Below are 25,413 nucleotides of genomic sequence, written 5' to 3'. Positions count from 1 at the left end.
CCATGAGTCGCAAGCAACTGGCCCTGTTTGAATCCTCGCTGGTTCGTCAGGCGCTGATCGATGCTTTTAAAAAACTGAGTCCGCGCGCCCAGTGGCGCAACCCGGTCATGTTTATCGTCTGGGTCGGCAGCCTGCTGACCACCCTGCTGGCTGTGGCTATCGCAGCGGGCCAGCAGCCGGGCAATGCGCTCTTTACCGGCGCCATTAGCCTGTGGCTGTGGTTTACCGTGCTGTTCGCGAATGTCGCGGAGGCGCTGGCGGAAGGCCGCAGTAAAGCCCAGGCAAACAGCCTGAAAGGCGTTAAAAAGACTGCGTTTGCGCGCAAACTGCGCGCGCCGCACCACGACGCCCAGGTCGACCACATTCCGGCCACCGACCTGCGTAAAGGCGATATCGTGCTGGTAGAAGCGGGCGATATCATCCCCTGCGACGGCGAGGTGATAGAAGGCGGCGCGTCGGTCGATGAGAGCGCGATAACCGGCGAATCCGCGCCGGTTATCCGCGAATCGGGCGGCGATTTCGCCTCCGTAACCGGCGGTACGCGCATTCTCTCCGACTGGCTGGTTATCCAGTGCAGCGTTAACCCAGGCGAAACGTTCCTTGACCGCATGATTGCGATGGTCGAGAGCGCGGAGCGGCGTAAAACGCCGAACGAAATCGCGCTGACTATTTTGCTGGTGGCGCTGACCATCGTCTTTCTGCTGGCGACCGCCACGTTGTATCCCTTCTCGCAATATGGCGGTACGGCGGTCAGCGTGACGGTTCTGGTAGCGCTCCTCGTATGCCTCATTCCCACGACCATCGGCGGGCTGCTCTCCGCCATCGGCGTGGCGGGCATGAGCCGGATGCTCGGCGCGAATGTTATCGCCACCAGCGGGCGTGCGGTGGAGGCGGCGGGCGACGTCGACGTCCTGCTGCTGGATAAAACCGGCACCATTACGCTCGGTAACCGCCAGGCCTCCGCATTCCTGCCAGCGCCAGGCGTGGACGAAAAAGCGCTCGCCGATGCCGCTCAGCTGGCGTCGCTTGCCGACGAAACCCCGGAAGGCCGCAGCATTGTGGTGCTGGCGAAGCAGCGCTTTAACCTGCGCGAACGTGACGTACAAAGCCTTCAGGCCACCTTTGTGCCCTTTACCGCCCAGACGCGCATGAGCGGCATTAATGTGCAGGATCGCATGATCCGCAAAGGCTCGGTAGACGCCATTCGTCGCCACGTGGAAGCCAACGGCGGGCAGTTCCCCGCGCAGGTTGATACTCTCGTGGAAGGCGTCGCGCGCACCGGCGGCACGCCGCTGGTGGTAGCCGAAGGCGCGCAGGTGCTTGGCGTCATCGCACTTAAGGATATCGTTAAAGGCGGTATTAAAGAGCGCTTCGCACAGCTGCGTAAAATGGGCATCAAGACAGTCATGATCACAGGCGACAACCGCCTGACCGCCGCCGCCATCGCCGCCGAAGCGGGGGTTGATGATTTTCTTTCCGAGGCAACGCCCGAGGCCAAACTGGCGCTCATTCGCCAGTATCAGGCCGAAGGACGGCTGGTGGCGATGACGGGGGATGGCACCAATGACGCCCCGGCGCTGGCCCAGGCAGATGTGGCGGTGGCGATGAACTCCGGTACCCAGGCCGCGAAAGAGGCCGGCAATATGGTGGATCTTGACTCCAACCCCACCAAGCTCATCGAGGTGGTGCATATCGGCAAGCAGATGCTGATGACGCGCGGCTCATTAACCACGTTCAGTATCGCCAATGACGTGGCGAAATATTTCGCCATTATTCCGGCAGCGTTCGCCGCAACCTACCCGCAACTGAATGCGCTGAACGTGATGCATCTGCATTCACCCGCCTCGGCCATCCTGAGCGCGGTAATTTTTAACGCGCTGATCATCGTCTTTCTGATCCCGCTTGCGCTCAAAGGCGTGAGTTACAAGCCACTTGCGGCAGCGGCAATGCTGCGCCGCAACCTGTGGATTTATGGTCTGGGTGGTCTGGTGGTGCCATTCATCGGCATCAAGCTCATCGATCTGCTGTTAACGCTGTTTGGTCTGGTTTAAAAGGAGTCGTTATGGCTACGTTACGCCCTGCACTCGCAGTACTGATTTTCCTGACGCTTATCACCGGCGGCATCTACCCGCTCGCGACTACTGTGCTTGGCCAGTGGTGGTTTAAGGATCAAGCGCAAGGCTCGCTGATCCGCGAACAAAACGAGGTGCGCGGCTCGCGCCTCATCGGCCAGGCCTTCACCGACGCGAAATATTTCCAGGGCCGCCCTTCCGCCACGGCGCCGACGCCTTATAATCCAATGGCTTCCGGCGCCAGCAACCTGGCTGACAGCAACCCTGAGCTGGATAAACAGATTGCCGGACGCGTGGAGGCATTGCGCGCCGCCAACCCGGATGCCCCCCAGACCGTGCCCGTGGAACTGGTTACCGCGTCTGCGAGCGGGCTTGATTATGGGATCTCCCCGGAAGCTGCGTTCTGGCAGGCACCGCGAGTAGCGCAGGCGCGCGGCATCTCCGAGGCGCAGGTCGGACAGCTTATCCGTGAAGCGACCCGGACGCCGCTTGCCGGTTTTCTCGGCCAACCTGTTGTTAATGTTCTGCAACTGAATCTGGCGCTGGACGCCCTGCAACCCTAAGGAACCCTCATGACCGAAGAGCCGATGCGCCCCGACCCGGACCGCCTGCTGGTACAGACGCAGGGCCGGACGCGCGGAAAACTCAAAATTTTCTTCGGCGCCTGCGCAGGCGTAGGGAAAACCTACGCCATGTTGCAGGAGGCCCAGCGTCTGCGGGCGCAGGGGCTCGATATTCTGGTGGGCGTGGTAGAAACCCATGGTCGCCAGGAAACCGCGGCATTACTCCAGGGGCTGGCTATCCAGCCCCTTAAGCGTATTCATCACCGGGGCCGGGTGGTGCAGGAGTTCGATCTGGACGCGGCGCTGGCCCGCAATCCGGCGCTGATCCTCATGGATGAACTGGCGCACAGCAACGCGCCTGGCTCGCGCCACCCGAAACGCTGGCAGGATGTCGACGAATTGCTGGACGCAGGCATTGACGTCTTTACTACCGTCAACGTACAGCATCTTGAGAGTCTGAACGATGTGGTGGGCGGCGTCACCGGCATACAGGTGCGCGAAACCGTGCCGGACCCGATTTTCGATGCGGCCGATGAAATTGTGCTGGTGGATCTGCCGCCGGACGATCTGCGCCAGCGCCTGCACGAAGGTAAAGTCTATATCGGCGGCCAGGCGGAACGCGCGATTGAGCACTTTTTCCGCAAGGGCAATCTGATTGCGCTGCGCGAACTGGCGCTGCGCCGCACCGCCGACCGCGTGGACGATCAAATGCGCGCCTGGCGTGACCGACAGGGGCAGGAAAAGGTCTGGCACACCCGTGACGCCATTCTGCTGTGCATCGGCCAGGGCTCTGGCAACGAAAAACTGGTGCGCACCGCCGCACGCCTCGCGGCGCGGCTCGGCAGCGTCTGGCACGCCGTGTATGTCGAAACGCCGCGTTTACACCGGCTTTCGGAAACCGCCCGGCGCGCTATCCTGAGCGCCCTGCAACTGGCTCAGGAGCTGGGCGCGGAGACCGCGACCCTGGCCGACCCGGTCGAAGAGAAAGCCGTGCTGCGTTACGCCCGCGAGCATAACCTCGGCAAAATTGTTATCGGGCGGCGTAATAAACGCCGCTGGTGGAGCCAGGACACGTTTGCCGAGCGGCTCGCGCGCCAGGCGCCAGATCTCGATTTACTGATTGTGGCGCTGGATGATAAACCTGCGCCCGCCGCCGCCAAACCCGCCGATAACCGCACCTTTATGGAAAAGTGGCGGGTGCAGCTGCGCGGCTGCGCGGTGGCGCTGCTGCTTTGCGCGCTGATTACACTGGTTGCGCGACAGTGGCTTATCGCCTTCGATGCCGCCAACCTGGTGATGATCTATCTGCTGGGCGTGGTGGTGGTGGCGCTCTTTTATGGCCGCTGGCCATCGGTACTTGCGACCGTCATTAATGTGGTGAGTTTCGATCTCTTTTTTATCGCACCTCGCGGGACGCTTGCGGTTTCCGATGTGCAATACCTGCTGACGTTCGCGGTGATGCTGACCGTCGGGCTGATTATCGGCAACCTCACCGCGGGCGTGCGCTACCAGGCTCGTATCGCCCGGTATCGCGAGCAGCGCACAAGACACCTGTACGAAATGTCGAAAGCCCTGGCGGTCGGCCGCACAGCGCGGGACATCGCCGCCACCAGCCAGCAGTTTATTACCTCAACTTTTCACGCCCGGGGCCTGTTGCTGCTACCGGACGAAGACGGCACGCTGCAACCGCCTCAACCGCTCGCGGAGATGGCACCCTGGGATGAAGCTATCGCTCGCTGGAGCTTCGACAAGGGCCTGCCCGCTGGTGCCGGTACCGATACGCTACCCGGTGTGCCCTATCAAATCCTTCCGCTGCGCACTGCCGGAAAGACGCTCGGACTGGTGATTGTCGAGCCAAGCAACCTGCGCCAGTTGATGATCCCTGAACAGCAGCGGCTTCTGGAAACCTTTACGCTTCTGGTCGCAAGCGCGCTGGAACGGCTGTTTCTGACCGAAAGCGAAGAACAGGCGCGGCTGGTGAGCGAGCGTGAACAGCTTCGCAACTCGCTGCTGGCTGCTCTCTCCCACGACCTGCGTACCCCGCTGACGGTACTGTTCGGCCAGGCGGAGATCCTCACGCTCGACCTCGCCTCGGAAGGCTCAAAGCACGCGCCGCAGGCAAGCGAAATTCGCCAGCATGTGCTTAACACCGCGCGGCTGGTGAATAACCTGCTGGATATGGCGCGCATCCAGTCTGGTGGCTTTAACCTGCGTAAAGAGTGGCTGACGCTTGAGGAAGTGGTCGGCAGCGCGCTCAAGATGCTGGAGCCTGGGCCTGGCGGGCGGCATATCGAACTACAACTTCACGATCCGCTCACGCTCATTCATGTCGACGGCCCGCTGTTTGAACGGGTGTTGATTAACCTTCTGGAAAACGCCGCTAAATATGCGGGCGCGCGGGCGAAGATAGGCGTGCAGACAGGCTGGCGCGACGACCGGCTGGATCTGGAGGTGTGGGACAATGGCCCGGGCATTCCGGCTGGTCAGGAACAGGCTATCTTTGCTAAATTCGCTCGCGGTAATAAAGAATCCGCCATTCCTGGCGTTGGACTGGGGCTCGCCATATGCCAGGCGATTGTTGAAGTACATGGCGGCGAGATATATGCCCGCAACCGCCCGGAAGGCGGCGCAAGTTTCCATGTGCTGCTGCCCAAAGAAACGCCCCCGGAACTGGATATCCACGAGGTCATGTGATTAGCGTTTTGATAGTCGAAGATGAAAAAGAGATCCGCCGGTTTCTGCGCACTGCGCTGGAAAGCGAAGGCCTGCGCGTCTATGACGCCGACACCCTGCAACGCGGGCTGATAGAAGCCGCAACGCGCAAGCCCGATCTGGTTATTCTCGATCTCGGTCTGCCGGATGGCGACGGCATCGATTTTATCCGTGATTATCGCCAGTGGAGCCAGACGCCGGTGATTGTGCTGTCAGCACGCAGCGATGAGCAGGACAAAATTGCCGCCCTGGATGCGGGCGCCGATGACTTTCTTGGCAAGCCGTTTGGTATTGGCGAGCTACAGGCGCGGCTACGTGTCGCGCTTCGGCGGCACGGTGCAGCAAGCCAGAGCGAGCCGGTGGTGAGCTTCTCGGATATCACCGTCGATCTGGCCGCCCGACGGATAACGCGCGGCACCGAAGAAATTCACCTGACGCCGATTGAGTTCCGGCTACTGGCGGTGCTGCTGAATAATGCTGGTAAGGTGCTGACCCAGCGCCAGTTGCTAAGCCAGGTCTGGGGGCCGAACGCTGTAGAGCACAGCCACTATCTGCGAATCTACATGGGGCATCTGCGCCAGAAGCTTGAAGCCGACCCGGCGCGCCCGCGCCATCTGCTGACTGAAACCGGCATCGGTTATCGTTTCATGCTTTAGCCCCTGTGCCGCGTCATATCTGGCGCGGCGGCAAATATTACGCGTGGTGGGTCTGCATAGCGCTAATAATTATCTGCTTAGTTATTCACTCTCCTTTTTTATTTACCTCTGCGAACAACGCCATTTAATTTCCCTCCTGTTTTAAAACAATGAAAACCAGTTTATTAACCAGCGTTATACATTTATGCAACCAACAGCGATCTGCACTGCATTATGCATAAATGGCGACTAATTATTTCTGGTTAGGCACGTTTTTATTGATCCCTTTCACAGATTAACCCGACAGGCTGGATAAAATGACCACGCTTTCAATGAATGAAAGGAAACCATAATGGAAAATAACAATCGGTTGATGCCGCACATTCGGCGCACCACGCATATTATGATGTTTACCCACCGCAACTGCTTTGACTTCCATATTTTCAACGCCCGCTAGCGTTTTGCCTCACCGCGCCCGTCGTTTCTCAGAAAGAACTTAGCGTTATCTATTAACGGGTTACCATCTGGGACTGCGCGCGTCTACGCCATTAAAGCCTTTATAACCCGCCATCTGGCTGGCAGGCTTCCTCTGGCTAACAATTAGAGCATATATATTTCCCTGCGTATTATGCAGCGGAAAGATATTACCTAAAAAAACATCGAACTATTTTCCGCGAGGAAAACGGGCGGAATTACCACGCCCAAAATAAGGACTCATTATGCAAGCGTTAAAAATTGGCGTTAGCCGTTTATGCCCGGACTGCTTCTCAACAGAACGCGACATTATTAATATTCACGAAACCGACTATATTGATATCGCCGCTGCTGTGATTGCGGTCAGTGATATTTTCCAGGGAATTATGGATGAAATAGAGTCGACCGGTTTCGGCATTCCCGTTTTTGTGGTCTGCCAGCCGGAAGAGCGCGTCCCGGCCGAGTACCTGGCACGCGTGTCTGGCGTATTTGAATATAATGAATCACACCGCGATTACTATGGCCGCCAGCTTGAAGCAGCCGCACTGAAGTATGAAACCGCGCTGCGTCCGCCCTTCTTTCGCGCGCTGATGGATTACGTGAATCAGGGCAATAGCGCATTTGACTGCCCCGGTCATCAGGGCGGCGAATTTTTCCGCCGTCACCCTGCCGGAAACCAGTTCGTCAATTTCTTTGGCGAGGCGCTGTTTCGTGCCGATCTCTGCAATGCGGATGTGGCGATGGGTGATTTGTTGATCCACGAAGGCGCGCCCTGCCTCGCCCAGCAGCATGCCGCACAGGTGTTCAACGCCGATAAAACCTATTTTGTGCTAAACGGGACATCATCGGCCAATAAAGTCGTACTGAACGCCCTGCTTGCGCCCGGCGATCTGGTGCTTTTTGACCGCAATAATCATAAATCGAACCACCACGGCGCATTGCTCCAGGCTGGCGCGACGCCGGTTTATCTAGAAACAGCGCGCAACCCGTACGGATTTATCGGCGGGATCGACGCGCACTGTTTCGATGAGCGCTATCTGCGGGATCTGGTGCGTGAGGTCGCCCCGGCGCGCGCCGCTAGCTCGCGGCCATTCCGCCTTGCGGTCATCCAGCTTGGCACGTATGACGGCACCATTTATAACGCCCGCCAGGTGGTCGATACGCTGGGGCCGCTGTGCGACTACATCCTGTTTGACTCCGCGTGGGTCGGTTATGAGCAATTTATTCCGATGATGGCGCCCTGCTCGCCGCTGTTACTGACGCTCAATGAAAACGACCCCGGTATTCTGGTTACGCAGTCAGTGCATAAACAACAGGCCGGATTTTCACAAACCTCACAAATTCATAAAAAAGACAGCCATATCAAAGGTCAGCCGCGTTACGTGCCGCACAAACGCATGAATAACGCCTTTATGATGCACGCCTCCACCAGCCCCTTTTACCCGCTCTTCGCGGCCCTGGACGTTAATGCACGGATGCATGAAGGCGAAGGGGGACGCCGGATGTGGATGCGCTGCGTCGAATATGGCATTGATGCCCGCAAGCTGATTTTTGAGAACTGCAAGCTGATCCGCCCGTTTGTGCCGGAAAGCGTCGATGGTCTGCCATGGCAACGCTATGAAACCGCGCAGATCGCCGCCGATTTACGGTTTTTCCACTTCGTGCCGGGCGCGCGCTGGCACGCTTTCGACGGTTATGCGCCACACCAGTATTTCGTCGACCCCTGCAAACTTTTGCTGACCACGCCAGGCATCAACACCGAAACCGGCGAATATGAAGCGTTTGGCTTTCCCGCCGCCGTACTCGCCAGTTACCTGCGCGAAAACCATATTGTCCCGGAGAAGTGCGATCTCAACTCGATTCTGTTTCTGCTCACCCCAGCCGAAGAGATGAGCAAACTGCAACAGCTGGTTGCCCAGCTTGCGCGCTTTGAAAAACTGCTGGAGAACAATGCGCCGTTACGCGATGTGCTGCCTTCGCTCTGGAAACAACATCAGGCGCGTTATGACGGGTATACGCTGCGCCAGCTTTGTCAGGAGATGCACGACTTCTACGCCAGCCGTAACGTGAAGCAGTTGCAAAAAGAGATGTTCCGCAAAACCGGCTTCCCCCGCGTCGCCCTGTCTCCCCAGGAGGCAAATTACGCCTACATCCGTGGTGAGGTGGAACTCGTGCGTCTTGACCAGGCGGAAGGCCGTATCGCGGCTGAAGGCGCGCTCCCCTACCCGCCCGGCGTGCTGTGCGTTGTACCTGGCGAACAATGGGGCGGCGCGGCGCTGCACTATTTTCAGGCGCTGGAGGAAGGGATCAATCTGCTGCCGGGCTTCGCGCCTGAATTGCAGGGGGTTTATGTCGCAGAGAACGACGGACGCCGCCAGGTCTGGTGTTACGTGGTGAAGAAACAGCCTGCGCTGCAACCGCAGCGCCGCGCAGAAGGAGCATTATGATGAGCAAATCCAATAAAATGGGCGTCGTGCAGCTGACCATTTTGACGATGGTAAATATGATGGGCTCCGGCATTATCATGCTGCCGACCAAGCTCGCCGAAGTAGGAACGCTGTCCATTATCTCCTGGCTGGTTACCGCAGTCGGTTCAATGGCGCTGGCGTGGGCGTTCGCCAAATGCGGGATGTTTAGCCGTAAAACGGGCGGCATGGGCGGTTATGCAGAATACGCCTTCGGTAAGTCAGGCAATTTTATGGCTAACTACACCTACGGCGTATCGCTGCTCATCGCCAATGTGGCGATCGCAATCTCGGCGGTTGGCTACGGCAGCGAGCTGTTCGGCGTCGCGTTAACGCCTGTGCAAACCGGTATCGCCACGATGGGGGTGCTGTGGATTTGCACCGTCGCCAATTTTGGCGGCGCGCGTATTACCGGCAAACTCAGCAGTATTACCGTCTGGGGGGTGATTATTCCGGTGGTCGGATTGTCGGTGATTGGCTGGTTCTGGTTTAGCCCGTCACTTTATGCAGCCTCCTGGAATCCTCACCATATCCCGTTTTTCGAGGGCGTAGGCGCTTCTATCGCGATGACACTGTGGGCCTTTCTGGGGCTGGAATCGGCCTGTGCCAACACGGAGGTTGTAGAAAACCCTGAGCGTAATGTTCCGATTGCCGTCCTGGGCGGCACGCTGGGCGCGGCGGTGATTTATATTGTCTCGACCAACGTCATAGCCGGGATCGTACCGAATATCGAGCTGGCGCACTCTACCGCGCCATTCGGGCTGGCCTTCGCACAAATGTTTACGCCGGGCGTCGGGAAAATCATTATGGCGCTGATGGTGATGTCCTGCTGCGGCTCGCTGCTTGGCTGGCAATTCACTATCGCTCAGGTGTTTCGCTCTTCTGCCGACGAAGGCTATTTCCCGAAAATTTTTTCGCGCCTGAGCAAAGCCGAAGCACCAGTTAAAGGCATGCTGACGATTGTGATTATTCAGAGCGGCCTGTCGCTGATGACTATCAGCCCCTCGCTGAATAAGCAATTCAACGTGCTGGTGAACCTGGCTGTGGTGACCAATATCATCCCGTATATTCTGTCGATGGCGGCACTGGTGATTATTCAGCAGGTTGCGAAGGTGCCACCGCGCAAGGCGAAGCAGGCCAATCTGGTGGCGTTAGTCGGCGCGATTTACAGCTTTTATGCGCTCTATTCCTCAGGCCAGGAGGCGATGCTGTATGGCGCTATCGTCACCTTTATGGGCTGGACGTTATATGGACTGGTGTCACCGCGTTTTGAATTAACGAATAAACACAGCTAACGCCAGAGCTAAAATAGCTACGCTACGAGTGATTAACAGGCTTTATAAAACAAAACGGCAACCGTGAAGGTTGCCGTTTTTTATGGTGCCAACCTGCGTCGCATGAACACAGGACGGATGCGTTCAGAACATGACTCAGGCGTTCTTCAGCACTTCGCTTACAATCTCGACCGCTTCTTTCTCGATCTGTTTGCGATGGTCTTCACCAAGGAAGCTTTCGCAATAGATCTTGTAGGCGTCTTCGGTGCCGGAAGGACGGGCCGCGAACCAGCCGTTCTCGGTCATCACTTTCAGGCCGCCGATGGCTGCGCCGTTACCGGGAGCGGCAGTCAGGCGCGCCGTGATCGGGTCGCCTGCAAGTGTGCTGGCGCTGACCATTTCCGGAGACAGTTTAGACAGCGCGGCTTTCTGCGCGGAAGACGCCGACGCCTGCAGACGGTTGTAGCTCGGCGCGCCAAAACGCGCGGCCAGTTCGTCATAGTGCTGCTGCGGGTTTTTCCCGGTCACCGCGGTGATTTCTGCGGCCAGCAGGCACATGATGATGCCGTCTTTATCGGTGGACCACGGCGTGCCGTCAAAACGCAGGAAAGACGCGCCTGCGCTCTCTTCGCCGCCAAAGCCGAAGCTGCCGTCGTAGAGACCATCTACAAACCATTTGAAGCCTACCGGCACTTCCACCAGCTTGCGGCCCAGCGCATCCACGACACGGTCAATCATCGCAGACGACACCAGCGTTTTACCGACGGCCACGTCCTGACCCCACTGCGGGCGATGCTGGAACAGGTAGTTGATGGCTACTGCCAGATAATGGTTCGGGTTCATCAGACCCGCCGGGGTCACGATACCGTGGCGGTCGTAATCCGGGTCGTTGGCGAAGGCCAGATCGAATTTATCGCGCAGCGCCAGCAGGCCCGCCATCGCGGATTCCGAGGAGCAGTCCATACGGATAGCACCGTCTTTATCAAGGTGCATAAAGCGGAAGGTTTGGTCCACCTGGTCGTTAACCAGCGTAAGGTCGAGCTTGTAATGCTCTGCGATGCGCTTCCAGTATTCGATACCGGAGCCGCCCAGCGGATCAACGCCAAGTTTCAGGCCCGCTTTCTGGATAGCAGCCATGTCGACGATTTCCGCCAGCCCTTCGATAAACGGCTGCACCAGATCTTTTTCCTGAATGCGACCGCTTGCCCAGGCCTCGTCCAGAGAAAGACGTTTCACGTCTTTCAGGCCGTCGGACAGCAGCGCGTTGGCGCGGTTTTCGACTACTTTGGTGACGTTGGTATCAGCCGGGCCGCCGTTAGGTGGGTTGTATTTGATGCCGCCGTCGTCTGGCGGGTTGTGAGACGGCGTGATAACAATGCCGTCTGCCTGTGCGCCGCCACGTTTGTTGTGCTCAAGGATGGCATGAGAAACCGCAGGGGTCGGCGTGTAACCGTTGTTATCCTGCACGATGATATCGACGCCATTCGCCGCCAGCACTTCCAGGACGGAGATAAACGCAGGCTCAGAAAGCGCATGCGTGTCTTTACCGACATAGCACGGCCCGGTGATGCCGTTTTTCGCACGATCTTCGGCGATCGCCTGCGCGATAGCCAGGATGTGCGGCTCGTTAAAGCTGTGGCGCGCGGCGCTCCCGCGATGGCCGGAAGTCCCGAACTTCACCGCGTGTTCCGCATTGCCCACTTCCGGCTTCAGCACGTAGTACTGCGCGGTCAGCTGGGCGACGTTGATTAAATCACTCTGTTGTGCAGGCTGTCCCGCACGGTTATTGACTGCCATGGCCTGGTCCTTCTGACGCAAGAGTTAAATGGTGCCGCAAACCTTCTCAATCAATTCCGCCGGGAACTGCATGGTCTGCATGATGTGTTCGATCATGCTGCATTTGCGGCCTGTATTCGTGTTCGTGATAACCCAGTACGGGGTACCCGGCACGTGGCGGGGTTTCGTCTGGTTGCCACTTTGCAAAAGCGTTTGCTCGTCGCCCGCAAAATAAACGCGGGTGCGACCGTGTAAGGATTCGGTCGCGTCGGCAAACGCGTCTGCATCCAGTGAGTAAAGTGTAGACAGCACGAGCATAAAACGATTGACCGCGCGTTTTTGTTCGGCGTATTCATCCGAAAGCAGCAGCTCGCGCATGGCGCGAACGCGGTCTCGCGCCGGGTTGGCTGGCGTTTCAGCCGCGGGCGCGACGGTTGCGGGAAGCTCTGCTTTGGCGGGTGTAGCGGCAACGTGCGAGGAGGCGGAAAATTTCAACATGCGCCGTAAAATGTCGGACGCGCTTTCGCCAATATGCAGGGTATGGCTCGCAATGTAGCGATACAGCTCGTCATCAACTTCAATCGTTTTCATCTTAATCCAGTGCGATATCTTTTCTGAATACAAGTCGTTGGGATTATAGAGTTAAAACCCAACAGCGGATAGCGTCAAACCAGGAAGGCCGCAAAAGTCGGAATTAACTGGAACCTTGCAGCCGGGCGGCAGAATGGTCAACATGATAACCTAACCTGTCAGTCGCCAAAAAAGAACTTTGCCATGAAATTAAATACCCGCACGCAATCTGCGCAACAACCGACTCAAAATACACCGATTGTGCTTATTCACGGCCTGTTCGGGAGCCTCGATAACCTTGGCGTGCTCGCTCGCGATCTGGTGCAGGATAACGATATTGTGCAAGTCGATTTGCGTAATCACGGGCTGTCTGAACGCAGTGAGACGATGGATTATCCGGCGATGGCGCAGGATATTCTCGATACGTTGGATGCACTCGGACTCAATAAGGTGATTCTTATTGGTCATTCGATGGGTGGCAAAGCAGCCATGGCAGTGACTGCCCTTGCGCCGACACGCATTGAAAAACTGGTGGCGATTGATATTGCGCCAGTGGATTACCAGGTGCGACGTCATGATGAGATTTTCGCGGCGGTGAATGCCGTCATTGATGCCGGCGCGACCTCACGCCAGCAGGCGGCGGAGATGATGCGCCAGCATATTGCCGAAGAAGGGGTAATTCAGTTTCTGCTGAAATCCTTTGCTGATGGCGAGTGGCGCTTTAACGTGCCGGTGCTGTGGGATCAATATTCGCAGATTGTCGGCTGGCAGACCGTCCCGGCCTGGCATGGTCCTGCGTTGTTTATTCGTGGCGGAGCATCGCCTTATGTTGAAGAGCAGCACCGCGAGGCGCTGCTGGCGCAATTCCCGCAGGCCCGCGCGCACGTTATCGCGGGGGCCGGTCACTGGGTTCATGCCGAAAAACCGCAGGCGGTGGTACGCGCTATCCGTCGTTTTCTGGAAACTGATTAAAAACAGACCGACCGGTGCCGTTGCGCGCCGGATGCGTTGGCGCGCTTCGCTGCCTGATGTATGATGGCGCGCTGAAATACCGCCGGGCCCCGCCACGGCAGCCTGTTTCCCCTGTCTATACTCATACCATGGCAAAAGAACAAACGGACCGCACAACGCTCGATCTCTTCGCGGATGAACGCCGTCCGGGCAGACCGAAAACCAACCCGCTGTCGCGCGACGAACAGCTGCGCATCAATAAGCGCAACCAGCTTAAGCGCGACAAAGTTCGCGGGCTTAAGCGCGTGGAGCTAAAGCTGAACGCTGACGCCGTGGATGCGCTGAACCATCTGGCGCAGGCGCGCAATATCAGCCGCAGCGAGCTGATAGAAGCCATGCTCCTCGCTCAGCTGAAAGCCTTGCAGGAGTAAGGTCTGGTCTGAAAATGCCCCCAACGAACGGGGCAATGTAGCAGAGTGTGCACCCGGCGCCTGATACCGTTTCCGCACCTTCTTCTGTTCTGCTATGATTGCCCTATCTGTGGGCGTTATGCCAGCACCATCACATTTAGATTCAAGAGGTTATTCTTCTTATGGCAATCGTAGGCATCTTTTTCGGCAGCGACACCGGCAATACCGAAAATATCGCAAAAATTATCCAGAAACAGCTCGGGAAAGACGTTGCTGAAGTGCATGACATTGCTAAAAGCAGCAAAGAGGATCTGGAAGCGTTCGATATTCTTCTGCTTGGCATCCCGACCTGGTACTACGGCGAAGCGCAGTGCGACTGGGATGATTTTTTCCCGACGCTCGAAGAAATTGATTTCAACGGTAAGCTGGTCGCCCTTTTCGGCTGCGGCGATCAGGAAGATTACGCAGAATACTTCTGCGACGCACTGGGCACCATTCGCGATATTATCGAACCGCGCGGCGCAACCATTGTGGGCCACTGGCCGACTGCAGGGTATCACTTCGAAGCGTCTAAAGGCCTCGCGGATGATGACCATTTCGTCGGCCTCGCCATTGACGAAGATCGTCAGCCGGAAATGACCACCGAACGCGTGGAAAAATGGGTGAAGCAAGTTTCCGAAGAGCTGCATCTGCAGGAAATCATCAACGCCTGATGGTAAACGGCGCGGGCGGTGGCTCGCGCCGGTTGATAGATAAGAACAATGAAAATAATTGCTACAAATTTTTAACTTTCCCTCACTAAGCTGTACAATGTCTTCCTTAATTATCAGTCCTTCCATGCCAAAAACGCTGGCGGGTCCACGATTTTTAAGCTCTTTTTTGCCGGACGCTTGCGGTTTTCATTTAGGCATGTCAGTTCTATAATGAGACGCATTCATCTACGGCGTATCCGATGTATCGCTCCCTGCTGGAGCGAGTCGTTAAGCAACAGGACAGATTCCGCATGACTGACAACAATACCGCATTAAAGAAGGCCGGCCTGAAAGTCACGCTTCCTCGATTAAAAATCCTCGAAGTGCTGCAGGAACCGGTCAATCATCATGTCAGTGCGGAAGACCTCTATAAGCGTCTGATTGACATGGGTGAAGAGATTGGCCTTGCCACGGTCTATCGCGTACTTAACCAGTTCGACGATGCCGGCATCGTCACCCGTCACAATTTCGAAGGTGGTAAATCCGTTTTCGAGCTGACGCAACAGCATCATCACGATCACCTGATTTGCCTCGATTGTGGCAAAGTGATCGAATTTAGCGATGACTCTATTGAAGCCCGTCAGCGTGAAATCGCGACGCGTCATGGCATCCGTCTGACTAACCACAGCCTCTATCTGTATGGTCACTGTGCGGATGGCGACTGCCGTGAGAACGAACACGCCCACGAGGTCGGCGGGAAATAATTCTCGTCACACCGCATGAATCCAAGCCGACACCTGTCGGCTTTTTTATTGCCCGAAAAGACAAATGTCTTATTTTGGATAAACATCCTCAGCGCCAGTATTTTAATACAGAGTACAATGCACAATTAAACCACATATATTTTATTAAATAGAAATTCAGAAAAGATAAATATCTTTACTGGTCAATCAGTTAGCTATCGGATTATCCTGCAAATTCCTTTTATCCATCCAGCCCCTTATTGCAGCAATAAAAAAGCATCCATTAAGATACAGCAACGACATAATTTTATTTTAACTAAGGTAACCAATATGGTCTTACCCTCTAAACCTCTTGCTGAGATTTATCGCATTGCTGATATTTTTAATAGCTACGGAAACTGGTCTCGGGCGGAGAAAAATACGCTTATCCCCTTGCGGGACGGGGAAATCTGTATCATTCGCGGTGGTCAGTTCTCTCTGATGCGCCAAAGTGACAGGCTGCTACTGGAAAAAAGTAGCGCCCCTTCAGTTCTGGGGCTGGCGCGGAATTTAGGTAAATCGCAATTCGCGAAATTACAAGCTGATTCAGAATGTCATTATCAGTTAATCCCATTTGATTATTTCCTACAGGAAATTGAAAAACATCACTGCCAGTTACATCTGTTAATTTTGTCCTCATGGATAATCAATATGCTTTGCTACCGCGAAGAAATTATGCTCGGCAGAAACAGCTACAGCATGATTAAAGCCAATATTGATTGTCTGGCGGCGATGGACGATTTCATGCGTAACCGCATTAACGTGGCCGACTATATTGTGAAAAAAACCAATCTTTCCCGCAGCATGGTGATGAAAACCCTGTCGCAACTGCGCGGTGCGAAAAATATCGAGATAAGCAAAGGCAAACTGGTTGCCGTTCACCATTTGCCTGATGTGTTGTAACGCCTGGTGTCGTTAAAACGAAAAAGCCAGCCCGAGGGCTGGCGTTGTCATTATAGTGCCGTTAAGGCTGTACGTGTTCTGTCCGGCTATAGCGCTTACCATCAACGCTGACGCTACGTATGAGCACCGGCCCTGCCACGTGTGGCGGTCGTGCGGCGTCATAACGCTGCCAGCGCGCGCCACTGTCTGTTGAATATTCAACGCTCACGCCTGGCAGACTTGTATTCATTTCAAGCACGCCCGTGTTGATACGCGCGCCTGGCACTGGTAAACGAAACTGCACGCCAGCTTTTTCAAGCTTAGCCAGTTCACGGCGGCCCACCACGTTCGCAAAGCGCGTCCAGTCGTCATGTAACGCGCGGGTATTAACATGATGGGTTTCACCGCCTTTGTATTCACGGCCAGCCTGATAATCCTGCTCCCAGGCGGCCCGATGCCAGGCGCGCTCCGCCACGGCCAGCAAGCGTGGGTACATCATGTATTCCATCTGTTTATCCGTGCGTACAACCTCACTCCAGAGTTGCGCAGAAAGTCCGTAAGCGCCCGGCCAGGGCTTATCTGACTTCGCGCTAAACGCACTGCCATCGCGATCGACCGACGTTTCCGCGTTTTGCGGCAGGTTATCTGGCGCAAAACTGAAAATTTTGCGCTCATCGCTAAACCGTGTGCCCCAGTAATACCCACTTTCCGCCGGATTAACCTCATTTGGAAAATCGAGGTAAACATAATCCGGATTCGAGACCACGACGCGAAAGCCTTTATTCGCCCAGTCGTTAACCGTATCAAAGCCGCCCCAGTAGAGCGTATCCCAGAAGTTAACGTTGACCTGTGAGGTGGCGAAGGCGCTGGCGCCTCTCGCATCCTTGAGGCCATCCTGCCATGCCTGCATGGTGTCGATGCCGTGCGCTTTCACAAGCTTACTGACCTCAATGGCAAAATAGCTGGAGAGATGTTCCACGTCGGCAACCACACCGTCCTGCACGCGTTTTTGGCAGACCGGGGAGCGCGCCCACGGCTTGTCCTGACGGCTTTGGTCGATAACGCCCTTCCCGGCCTCCGGTTTCGTCTTGTCGGTATACCCCGCACCCAGATAGATGTTTTTCGCTTCATCACCGCCGAAATGCCATGTCATGAGCGGCTGCCCGGCCTCTTTGTGCATTTGCTGGATCTCCCCTATCACTTTATCCACAAAATGGCGCGACGAATCGAGACACGGATTGAGATAACCGGTGCGGTTGTAATACTGCACGCCAGTGGTGACTGACGTATCCTGGGGGTCGAGGAGACGGTATGCGTTCGCCTCCTGCAGCTTTCCGGCTTTCGACAGACGGTCGTAGCGCGCTTCCATCGCCATCACCGCCGCGCGGGCATGCGCGGGCATATCCATTTCCGGTATCACCTCAATCTGGCGTGCCGCGGCATATTTCACTATCTCAATGTAATCGGCGCGGGTGAAATAGCCGCTGCCGTTGTTGCTTGTATCCGGCCCCGAGCCAAGCTGCGGCAGCAGACAGGTTTTCTCACTGAGATCGTGGCAGCGCTTCGCGCCAATCTCTGTCAGCTCCGGCAGCCCAGGAATTTCCAGACGCCAGCCTTCGTCATCACTTAAATGGAAGTGAAATTTGTTGAGCTTATAGGCTGCCATCTGATCGAGCAGGCGCAGCACAGCGGCTTTAGTGTGGAAATTGCGTCCGACATCAAGATGGATCCCGCGGTAGGCGAAACGCGGCGCATCGTGTGCATCAAGCGTTGCGATGTGACGCTCCCCTTCTGCCGGAATAAGCGAAAGCAGCGACTGCATGCCATAAAATACGCCTGTGCGATCGTAGCCGGTGATCACCGTTTCTTTCGACCCAATGCGAAGCTGATACGCGCCGGACACAGCGTTCTTTCCTGTAAAAGCGTTCGTCGCGATTTCAGTCCGCACCGGGTAACCTGCGCCGGTTTTTACGCCGAGCAGTGCAAAACGTCTGTTAATTGCATCCTGCGTGCCTTTATCCAGTACCGCGAGATCAAGCATAACGCCGCCATCGAGCGAGACGTTTTGCCCGTGCAGCGTGACCTGCTGCGGTGTTGGAATGATTTGCCCACGCAGACTCTCCACATTCAGCGTTTTAACATCACGGTTTTTATCGAACCGTGCCTCGGCAGTCATCAGGATATTTTTATCGTCAGGCGTGCGTTTCCACTGATCTTTCAAGGGACTGACGAACGTCGTTAGGTCTTCTGTATCAGTGCTGGCAATCACCTTCGGCGCACTGTCGCCCGCGGTGACATACCAGCGAGGCAGAACATCAGTGATAAACAGTTGCCAGTACTCGTTGATGATGGGGATGTCCACCGAGGCGTTAGCCGGGAAGCCAGTGAATTTTTCAGTGGGTTCAAGTTTATGAAGATCACCCATCACATGGGTCACTTTAAACTGATCGTTATCGACCTTCAGGATCTGGCGAATGCTATGGAACCAGATCGTCCAGTTTTTCTCGGTAACGGCTTCACCCGGGTTGGTCAGCGTTATAACGGCGTTGTTACAGGATGCCCAGTCGGCGCCGAGCGCCGCACAGTTGATACTGTGCTGCGCTGCATGGTTATCCGTAATCGCGTAGTTAAGTGTAAAACGGCTGATCTGGTCTGCTGTTGATGTCTGCGCCAGTGCGCCGGTCGTGGTAAACAGCCCCATCATGGCGCCCGCGAGTGTGCTTATCGGTAACTTTTTCATTCTCTCGTCCTTTTCACTGCCCTGTTCATGGAAAGGCGCGCCTGGCGCCCCTGCGAAATCAGAAAATCGTGAACGGCGCCGTGACAATAAATTTCACGTCGCGCTCATCCTGGAAAATGTTGCCGTAGCCACCGCCGTAGCTCGGAATATCGGCGTGGTTGTCATACTGCGTAAAATGCAGCTTCAACATCGTGCCTTTGGCGCGACCGGTTTGCAGGGTGTAAACCGCATCCAGGCTGTAAGCAGACTCTTTCAGACGGCGGCTGGCGTCGTAGTAGCCATCCGTCGTCGGGCGCGTTGAAGGTTTGGCATCCCACGCGTAGACGTAGGATGCGCCGAGCGCGAAACCAGGCATCGCCCAGTTTTTCAGGTCATACATGGCGCCGAAGAACACGGCTTTTTCGCCATCGGCGTTGAAGTCAGAGCGGTTATCCCACCAGATATCAAGCCGCCCGTTAGAGGAGGCGTAGGTCGGCGTCATTCGCTGCAGAAAATACCCTTGCTGACCACCGGCGCTAACCCAGGTGCCTTCAAGGCGGAGATCGACCGGCCCGACTTGATAGCAAAACGTCAGCGCCTGCAGCCAGGCTGTACCGTCGTAAAGATCATTGATGCTGCCGTTGCTGGCTTTGTCCCGTGCGCCGTAGAACTGATAGCTGGTGGAAAGCGGCTGCCCGGCAAGTGAGAAGTTGTAGCTCACTTTGGCAAAATACTGATCGAGATACCCTTGCGCCTGACCAAACGCCGCTTCCAGTACCAGCGAATTTTTAAACGCGTATTTGGCGCCGACCGAATGCAGATAATCCACGCGTGTGGTTCTGTCGTTCTGGTAGAACTTGTCCATCTCCAGATGCCACGGCGATTTATATTCATTGGCCCACATATAGGACATGCTCAGCGCGCCCGCATCGCCATTGTCGATATTGACGCCAGCCTCCGCGCCCTGATAGGTGCCTGGCATAAAACTCCAGTGCGGAGCCAGCAGCGTCTGGCCGGTCGGTTGCAGCCAGCCCGCACGCGCCCAGATCGGGCCGTATTTAAGCTTCGCCGCCGCTTTATAAAGACTGATACCGCTCTTATCACCGGACCAGTCTTCGTCATAGGCTTTATTACTGGAGGAAAATGCAATTTCGTTCGGGTGGCCGCTGTCGCCATTTTCTGCCATTTCGATAGCGGTAAACGCGGCGATATCAAGGCCAAGCAAATCGCCGGCATACCCTGACTGAAAATCAAGATTCGCATTCCAGGTTGAGTGCGAGAGATTGGTTTTATAACGGTCTTCAGTGACATCTTTACGGTCACGTTCACGCTGCCAGTAATAGATGCCGCCGGTTAACGCAGAATCATCAATAAAGCCGGCAGCCTCTGCCCCAGGCGAGGCGCACAAGCCGCCTGTCGCGGTGATACTGGCGACAGCCAGCACGAAGCCGCTACGTTTGTATTGCAACGAACGCATGTGAAATTCCTCTTTGACGTAAAAAATTCGCACAGGGCAAAACGCCTCAGGCGAATGAAAAAAATGTAAAAAAGTAAAAAGCGGTGATGAAATATGTCCATGCAAACCGTCTCTAAAGACTATTTTTCGCGGCGCGAATTATCAATCTAAAAACCCTGAATCTTGGTGGCTTTATGACGCAGTGCACAAAATAATATTCATTTTGTTACGCTTTCATTGGATTGATCTTAATACCAAAAAAAAGGAAATAATTAGCATAAAATAAATAATGAAAGCGATTTCATTATTTTAAACAGTTAAATATGCTAATGCTCAGGTGGCGGGAAAAAACAGAAGGCGCGCAGAAAAGACCATTAATTCGCAACGCGAATATTTTGTCGATGATAATGCGTTGATTTAAAGCATAAAAAAAAACGCCGCACAATGGCGGCGTCTTGTTAACGGCAATGCATTACTCGCCGATTTTAGCCCACGTATCACGCAGACCAACGGTGCGGTTGAACACCAGTTTGTCACCGTTTGCATGGCGGCTGTCGAGGCAGAAATAACCTTCACGCTCAAACTGCCAGGCTTTACCCGCCTCAGCATTTTTAAGGCCAGGCTCAGCGTAACCCTGCTTAATAACGAGTGATTCTTTATTGATAGTCGTCAGGAAGTCGTCTGCCGCACCCGGGTTCGGTACGCTGAAAAGACGATCATAGAGACGAATCTCAACCGACAGCGCATGGGCTGCACTCACCCAATGGATCACGCCTTTAACCTTACGGCCATCTGCCGGATCTTTACTCAATGTTTCGGCGTCGTAAGAGCAGTAAATCGTGGTGATTTCGCCCGCGTCGTCTTTCTCCACGCGTTCCGCTTTGATGACATAAGCATTACGCAGGCGCACTTCTTTACCGAGCACCAGACGTTTGTACTGCTTGTTCGCCTCTTCACGGAAGTCCGCGCGATCGATCCAGATTTCGCCGCTAAACGGTACATCGCGGGTGCCCATCTCCGGTTTGTTTGGATGATTAGGCATTGAGACCATTTCGCTGTGGCCCTGCGGGTAGTTTTCGATAACCAGTTTCACTGGATCGATAACGGCCATCGCACGCGGTGCGTTCTCGTTGAGATCTTCGCGAATGCAGGATTCCAGCGACGCCATTTCAATCGTGTTGTCCTGCTTGGTGACGCCAATGCGTTTGCAGAATTCACGAATGGAGGCAGCAGTGTAACCACGGCGGCGCAGGCCAGAGATGGTTGGCATACGCGGATCGTCCCAACCTTCAACATGCTTGTCGGTCACCAGCAGGTTCAGCTTACGCTTGGACATCACGGTGTATTCCAGATTCAGACGAGAGAACTCGTACTGACGCGGATGTGCCGGGATGGTGATGTTATCCAGCACCCAGTCATACAAACGGCGGTTATCCTGGAACTCCAGCGTACACAGTGAGTGCGTAATGCCTTCCAGCGCATCGGAGATGCAATGGGTGAAGTCGTACATCGGATAGATGCACCATTTGTTGCCGGTCTGATGATGCTCCGCAAACTTAATGCGATAGATAACCGGATCGCGCATCACGATAAATGGCGACGCCATGTCGATTTTCGCGCGCAGGCACGCTTTGCCTTCTTCAAAACCACCCGCACGCATCTTCTCAAACAGCGCCAGGTTTTCTTCTACGCTGCGATTGCGGAACGGGCTGTTTTTACCAGGCTGCGTCAGCGTACCGCGATATTCACGGATCTGCTCTGGCGAGAGTTCATCAACGTAAGCAAGACCTTTGTTGATAAGCTCAACGGCGTAGTTATAAAGCTTATCGAAATAGTCAGAGGAGTAGCGAACGTCGCCAGACCAGTGGAAACCCAGCCATTGCACGTCGTTTTTAATCGACTCAACAAATTCCAGATCTTCTTTCACCGGGTTGGTATCGTCAAAGCGAAGGTTGCACTGGCCCTGGTAATCCTGCGCGATGCCGAAATTCAGGCAGATGGATTTCGCGTGGCCGATATGCAAATAACCGTTCGGCTCCGGCGGGAAACGGGTGCAAATCGTGGTGTGTTTTCCAGACGCCAGATCTTCATCGATAATCTGGCGAATAAAGTTAGTCGGGCGGGCTTCTGCCTCACTCATCGCATATTCCTCAAAGCGTCAACATCGTTTAACGGCGTATGATCTTATAAGCAGGCTTTGGAAACAACCTTTAGTTACAGAAAATCCCGCCGTGGAGCACCGGCAGCCCTTGCGCTGCGCGCACGTGAATAGTGTGGTTCAGCAACCTGCGGGCGCGCGGGTCTTGAACAATTTCACCGGCTCGTCTAATACCTCAGCATTGCCTTTGCGGGGCATATAGCCTGGTGCCTCAATACACCACTGCCAGGAATAGATCATCGTACCGTGAAGAAAGAAAATCATATTCTCCCACTCCGAGACGCGCGAAACGGAAATATGTCCGTTGTCATCTGCCGTAAATTTCTCAGGCGGCGGGTAATAGCCTGGCGGTGAGCGATGCGTATAGAGCCAAAGCGTGGCGTGTGGAACAGGCTTGCCCTGCTCGTTTTGTACATCGACCTCCAGCGCAGGCCGATGCGTGGCGTAACGAGGCACGCAGCCACTTAACAACAGACAGGCGATAATAGTGATAATTACATGACGCATCAGATTCTCCTTTATCTTTTGTCCGCCACCCTACACGGCTTTCAGGCAGGCGCGCCAGCCCCGAAAAAAAGCAAAAAAAAACGGCGGGAGCACTCTCCCGCCGTTTAAGGCATCACAACTCAGAAGCGATTATTTGCCTTTAATCTCATACAGTGGCGTCTGGCCCGCAACGACCTGCCCCTGCGCTTTAATCACCAGGCCGCTGAAATCGTCGATGTTGCTGCAGACAACCGGGCTTACCATGGAACGCGCATTGGCATTCAAATAGTCCAGATCCATTTCCAGAACTGGCTGCCCGGCGCTCACTTGCGCGCCCTCTTCCACCAGGCGTTTAAAGCCCTGGCCCTTCAGCGCGACGGTATCAATGCCCATATGGACCACGATTTCCGCACCGTTTTCAGTTTCCAGACAGAACGCGTGATTCGTGTTGAAGATTTTGACAATTGTCCCTGCCGCTGGCGACACCACCAGTTTGTCGGTCGGCTTAATAGCCACCCCGTCACCAACAGCTTTGCTGGCAAACGCTTCATCCGGTACGGCATCAAGCGCCACAACCTCGCCCGTCACCGGAGACACCAGCGCAGCGATGGTTTGCGCGCCTGTGACTGCCTGCGGTTTTGCGGCGGGTGTAACAGCGTTTAACGGCGTTACGTTCGCTGCCACTGCCGCCACCGGACCACGGGCCACGACTTTTTTCATTTCATCGCCAATGGATTCCGCTTTCGCGCCCACGATAACCTGGATGGTTTGTTTGTTTAATTTCACAACGCCAGACGCGCCCAGGCGTTTGCAGGCGGCATCGCTCACCAGCGCGGAATCACCTACGGTCAGACGCAGACGGGTAATGCAGGCATCGATCGCTTTCAGGTTGTCGGTGCCTCCTACCGCTGCTACGTAGCTGGTTGCCAGTTGCGCCAGTCCTTCTTCCGTATTGCTGTTTGCTTCGTCAGCCACTATCTCATTTTCTTTATCTTCGCGGCCCGGTGTTTTCAGGTTAAACATACGGATAACTGCACTGAACAGGACGAAATAGATGACGAAGAATACCAGTCCCATTACCAGCAGCATCCACACGTTTTTGCTGGCAGCAGGCAGGCTGTACATTAATGCATAGTCGATGGCGCCTGCCGAGAACGAGAAGCCAGCATGAATGCCAAGCAGCGTCGCGACAAATAAACTGATACCGGTCAACAAGGCATGCAGCAGATACAGCACCGGCGCCAGGAACATAAACAGGAATTCCAGCGGCTCGGTGACACCGGTCAGGAACGCAGTGATCGCAACGGACAACAGCATACCGCCGACCATAGGACGACGTGCTTTAGGTGCGGCAAAGTACATCGCCAGCGCTGCCCCTGGCAGACCAAACATCATGATCGGGAAGAACCCGGACATGAACATCCCTGCGGTACCATCGCCTGCATAGAAGCGGTTAATATCGCCGTGGAATACAGTGCCAGCTGCGTTCGTGAATTCGCCGATCTGGAACCAGGCGATTGTGTTCAGTACCTGATGCAGACCCGTTGGGATAAGCAGACGGTTGATAAAACCAAAGATCCCCGAACCCAGCGCCCCAGCCGAAACAATCCATTCACCACCTGCATGGATAGCGTGCTGCACCGGCGGCCAGACATAGCCAAAAACGGCGGCCAGCACGAGACAGAAAAAGCCCGTTGCGATAGGTACGAAGCGTTTCCCACCGAAAAAGCTCAGGAAGTCCGGAAGCTTAATAGCAGACCAGCGGTTATAAACCGCGCCGCCTACCAGACCGGTAATGATGCCTGCAAGCACACCCATGTTAATTTCTGGGTTGATGGTCACCATCGCTTTGGTCAGGACAAAATAACCGACAGCACCGGCCAGGGCCGCTGCGCCTGCGCTGTCTTTAGACCAGCTGGATGCAACCCCAATTGCGAAGATTAATGCGAGGTTATCAAAGATAGCGCCGCCCGCTTGCGCGATGAAGGCGACGTTAAGCAAATCCGGCTGACCGAATCGCAGCAGTAGCGCCGCCACTGGTAGCACGGCGATTGGGAGCTGTAACGCTCTGCCCAGCCGCTGGAAAAACCCTAAAATATTCATCCTATTCCCCCTACGAGACCCCGAACTGGCTTCTTTAAAGCCGTTTTTTATTGTGCAACTTACCTATATAAGGCGCCGTTGTGAAACAACGCCATCAACTATTCATCTGCGTTCAGTAGTGTGTGGAACTTTAATTCGCCTCGCAAATTAAACGCGTCTTTTCTGTGATTTTTATCACCAAATATCGTAGTAAGAAGTCCTGTCCTATGGCTTACCACGAAAACTTATTTTAT

At 55.2% G+C, this 25,413-nt stretch carries 19 protein-coding genes; 12 read left to right on the top strand and 7 right to left on the bottom strand.

Going from position 1 to position 25,413, the window contains the following annotated elements; translation table 11 throughout:
• Positions 1 to 2: 2 nt before the first annotated feature.
• From kdpB to potE, 7 genes are all read left to right on the top strand, one after another.
• Positions 3 to 2,051: a potassium-transporting ATPase subunit KdpB gene (gene kdpB, locus AFK62_RS06045; protein WP_053531777.1), complete on the top strand. Its 2,049-nt coding sequence runs from the start codon at positions 3 to 5 to the stop codon at positions 2,049 to 2,051.
• Between the two features lie 11 nt (positions 2,052 to 2,062).
• Positions 2,063 to 2,635 carry a potassium-transporting ATPase subunit KdpC gene (gene kdpC / locus AFK62_RS06040; RefSeq protein ID WP_007676790.1) on the top strand — a complete coding sequence of 191 codons (573 nt, stop codon included), beginning with the start codon at positions 2,063 to 2,065 and terminating at the stop codon, positions 2,633 to 2,635.
• 9 nt (positions 2,636 to 2,644) lie between these two features.
• The gene (kdpD, locus tag AFK62_RS06035) at positions 2,645 to 5,329 is read left to right on the top strand and encodes a two-component system sensor histidine kinase KdpD (RefSeq protein WP_007676788.1); all 2,685 of its coding nucleotides are present in this window, start codon (positions 2,645 to 2,647) and stop codon (positions 5,327 to 5,329) included.
• Complete coding sequence (gene kdpE, locus AFK62_RS06030) at positions 5,326 to 6,003, top strand: two-component system response regulator KdpE (protein WP_007676787.1); 678 nt, start codon at positions 5,326 to 5,328, stop codon at positions 6,001 to 6,003. The genes kdpD and kdpE overlap by 4 nt, the downstream gene beginning before the upstream one ends.
• Positions 6,004 to 6,334: 331 nt before the next feature.
• Positions 6,335 to 6,439, top strand: coding sequence for a leader peptide SpeFL (gene speFL, locus AFK62_RS22110; protein WP_129232750.1), 105 nt, complete (start codon positions 6,335 to 6,337; stop codon positions 6,437 to 6,439).
• Positions 6,440 to 6,701: 262 nt separating this feature from the next.
• Entirely contained in the window at positions 6,702 to 8,903 is a 2,202-nt protein-coding gene (gene speF / locus AFK62_RS06025) for an ornithine decarboxylase SpeF (RefSeq protein ID WP_007676785.1), read from the top strand.
• A complete protein-coding gene (gene potE / locus AFK62_RS06020) occupies positions 8,897 to 10,216 on the top strand; it encodes a putrescine-ornithine antiporter (protein WP_085960978.1) in 1,320 nt (439 codons plus the stop codon). The genes speF and potE overlap by 7 nt, the downstream gene beginning before the upstream one ends.
• 135 nt (positions 10,217 to 10,351) lie before the next feature.
• Here potE and pgm read toward each other — a convergent pair whose 3' ends face one another.
• A complete protein-coding gene (gene pgm / locus AFK62_RS06015; RefSeq protein WP_053531776.1) occupies positions 10,352 to 11,992 on the bottom strand; it encodes a phosphoglucomutase (alpha-D-glucose-1,6-bisphosphate-dependent) in 1,641 nt (546 codons plus the stop codon).
• 24 nt (positions 11,993 to 12,016) lie between these two features.
• A complete protein-coding gene (gene seqA, locus AFK62_RS06010; RefSeq protein ID WP_032984650.1) occupies positions 12,017 to 12,562 on the bottom strand; it encodes a replication initiation negative regulator SeqA in 546 nt (181 codons plus the stop codon).
• Between the two features lie 183 nt (positions 12,563 to 12,745).
• Here seqA and ybfF point away from each other — a divergent pair, with 183 nt between their 5' ends.
• The 5 genes from ybfF (at position 12,746) to AFK62_RS05985 (ending at position 16,279) form a co-directional block, all read left to right on the top strand.
• Complete coding sequence (gene ybfF, locus AFK62_RS06005) at positions 12,746 to 13,513, top strand: esterase (protein ID WP_007676780.1); 768 nt, start codon at positions 12,746 to 12,748, stop codon at positions 13,511 to 13,513.
• 128 nt (positions 13,514 to 13,641) lie between these two features.
• Positions 13,642 to 13,923, top strand: coding sequence for a LexA regulated protein (gene ybfE, locus AFK62_RS06000; RefSeq protein ID WP_004387174.1), 282 nt, complete (start codon positions 13,642 to 13,644; stop codon positions 13,921 to 13,923).
• A 161-nt stretch (positions 13,924 to 14,084) separates the two neighbouring features.
• Entirely contained in the window at positions 14,085 to 14,615 is a 531-nt protein-coding gene (gene fldA, locus AFK62_RS05995) for a flavodoxin FldA (RefSeq protein ID WP_032984649.1), read from the top strand.
• A 290-nt stretch (positions 14,616 to 14,905) separates the two neighbouring features.
• Positions 14,906 to 15,358 (top strand): ferric iron uptake transcriptional regulator, encoded by a 453-nt coding sequence (gene fur, locus AFK62_RS05990; RefSeq protein ID WP_032984647.1) that lies wholly within the window; start codon positions 14,906 to 14,908, stop codon positions 15,356 to 15,358.
• Between the two features lie 309 nt (positions 15,359 to 15,667).
• Complete coding sequence (locus AFK62_RS05985; RefSeq protein WP_007676776.1) at positions 15,668 to 16,279, top strand: helix-turn-helix domain-containing protein; 612 nt, start codon at positions 15,668 to 15,670, stop codon at positions 16,277 to 16,279.
• A gap of 61 nt (positions 16,280 to 16,340) precedes the next feature.
• Here AFK62_RS05985 and AFK62_RS05980 read toward each other — a convergent pair whose 3' ends face one another.
• From AFK62_RS05980 to nagE, 5 genes are all read right to left on the bottom strand, one after another.
• The gene (locus tag AFK62_RS05980) at positions 16,341 to 18,998 is read right to left on the bottom strand and encodes a beta-N-acetylhexosaminidase (protein ID WP_053531775.1); all 2,658 of its coding nucleotides are present in this window, start codon (positions 18,996 to 18,998) and stop codon (positions 16,341 to 16,343) included.
• A 58-nt stretch (positions 18,999 to 19,056) separates the two neighbouring features.
• Positions 19,057 to 20,454 carry a chitoporin ChiP gene (gene chiP / locus AFK62_RS05975; protein ID WP_007676764.1) on the bottom strand — a complete coding sequence of 466 codons (1,398 nt, stop codon included), beginning with the start codon at positions 20,452 to 20,454 and terminating at the stop codon, positions 19,057 to 19,059.
• Between the two features lie 451 nt (positions 20,455 to 20,905).
• A complete protein-coding gene (glnS, locus tag AFK62_RS05970) occupies positions 20,906 to 22,573 on the bottom strand; it encodes a glutamine--tRNA ligase (RefSeq protein WP_053531774.1) in 1,668 nt (555 codons plus the stop codon).
• Positions 22,574 to 22,711: 138 nt separating this feature from the next.
• Positions 22,712 to 23,098 carry a hypothetical protein gene (locus AFK62_RS05965; RefSeq protein WP_007670393.1) on the bottom strand — a complete coding sequence of 129 codons (387 nt, stop codon included), beginning with the start codon at positions 23,096 to 23,098 and terminating at the stop codon, positions 22,712 to 22,714.
• 129 nt (positions 23,099 to 23,227) lie between these two features.
• Positions 23,228 to 25,180, bottom strand: coding sequence for a PTS N-acetyl glucosamine transporter subunit IIABC (gene nagE / locus AFK62_RS05960; protein ID WP_007670388.1), 1,953 nt, complete (start codon positions 25,178 to 25,180; stop codon positions 23,228 to 23,230).
• Between the last annotated feature and the right edge of the window lie 233 nt (positions 25,181 to 25,413).

It is taken from the genome of Cronobacter condimenti 1330, assembly GCF_001277255.1.
GTDB classification, from domain to species: domain Bacteria; phylum Pseudomonadota; class Gammaproteobacteria; order Enterobacterales; family Enterobacteriaceae; genus Cronobacter; species Cronobacter condimenti.
Note: the sequence above shows the minus strand (reverse complement) of the source record. Positions and strands in the feature narration are given on the sequence as shown.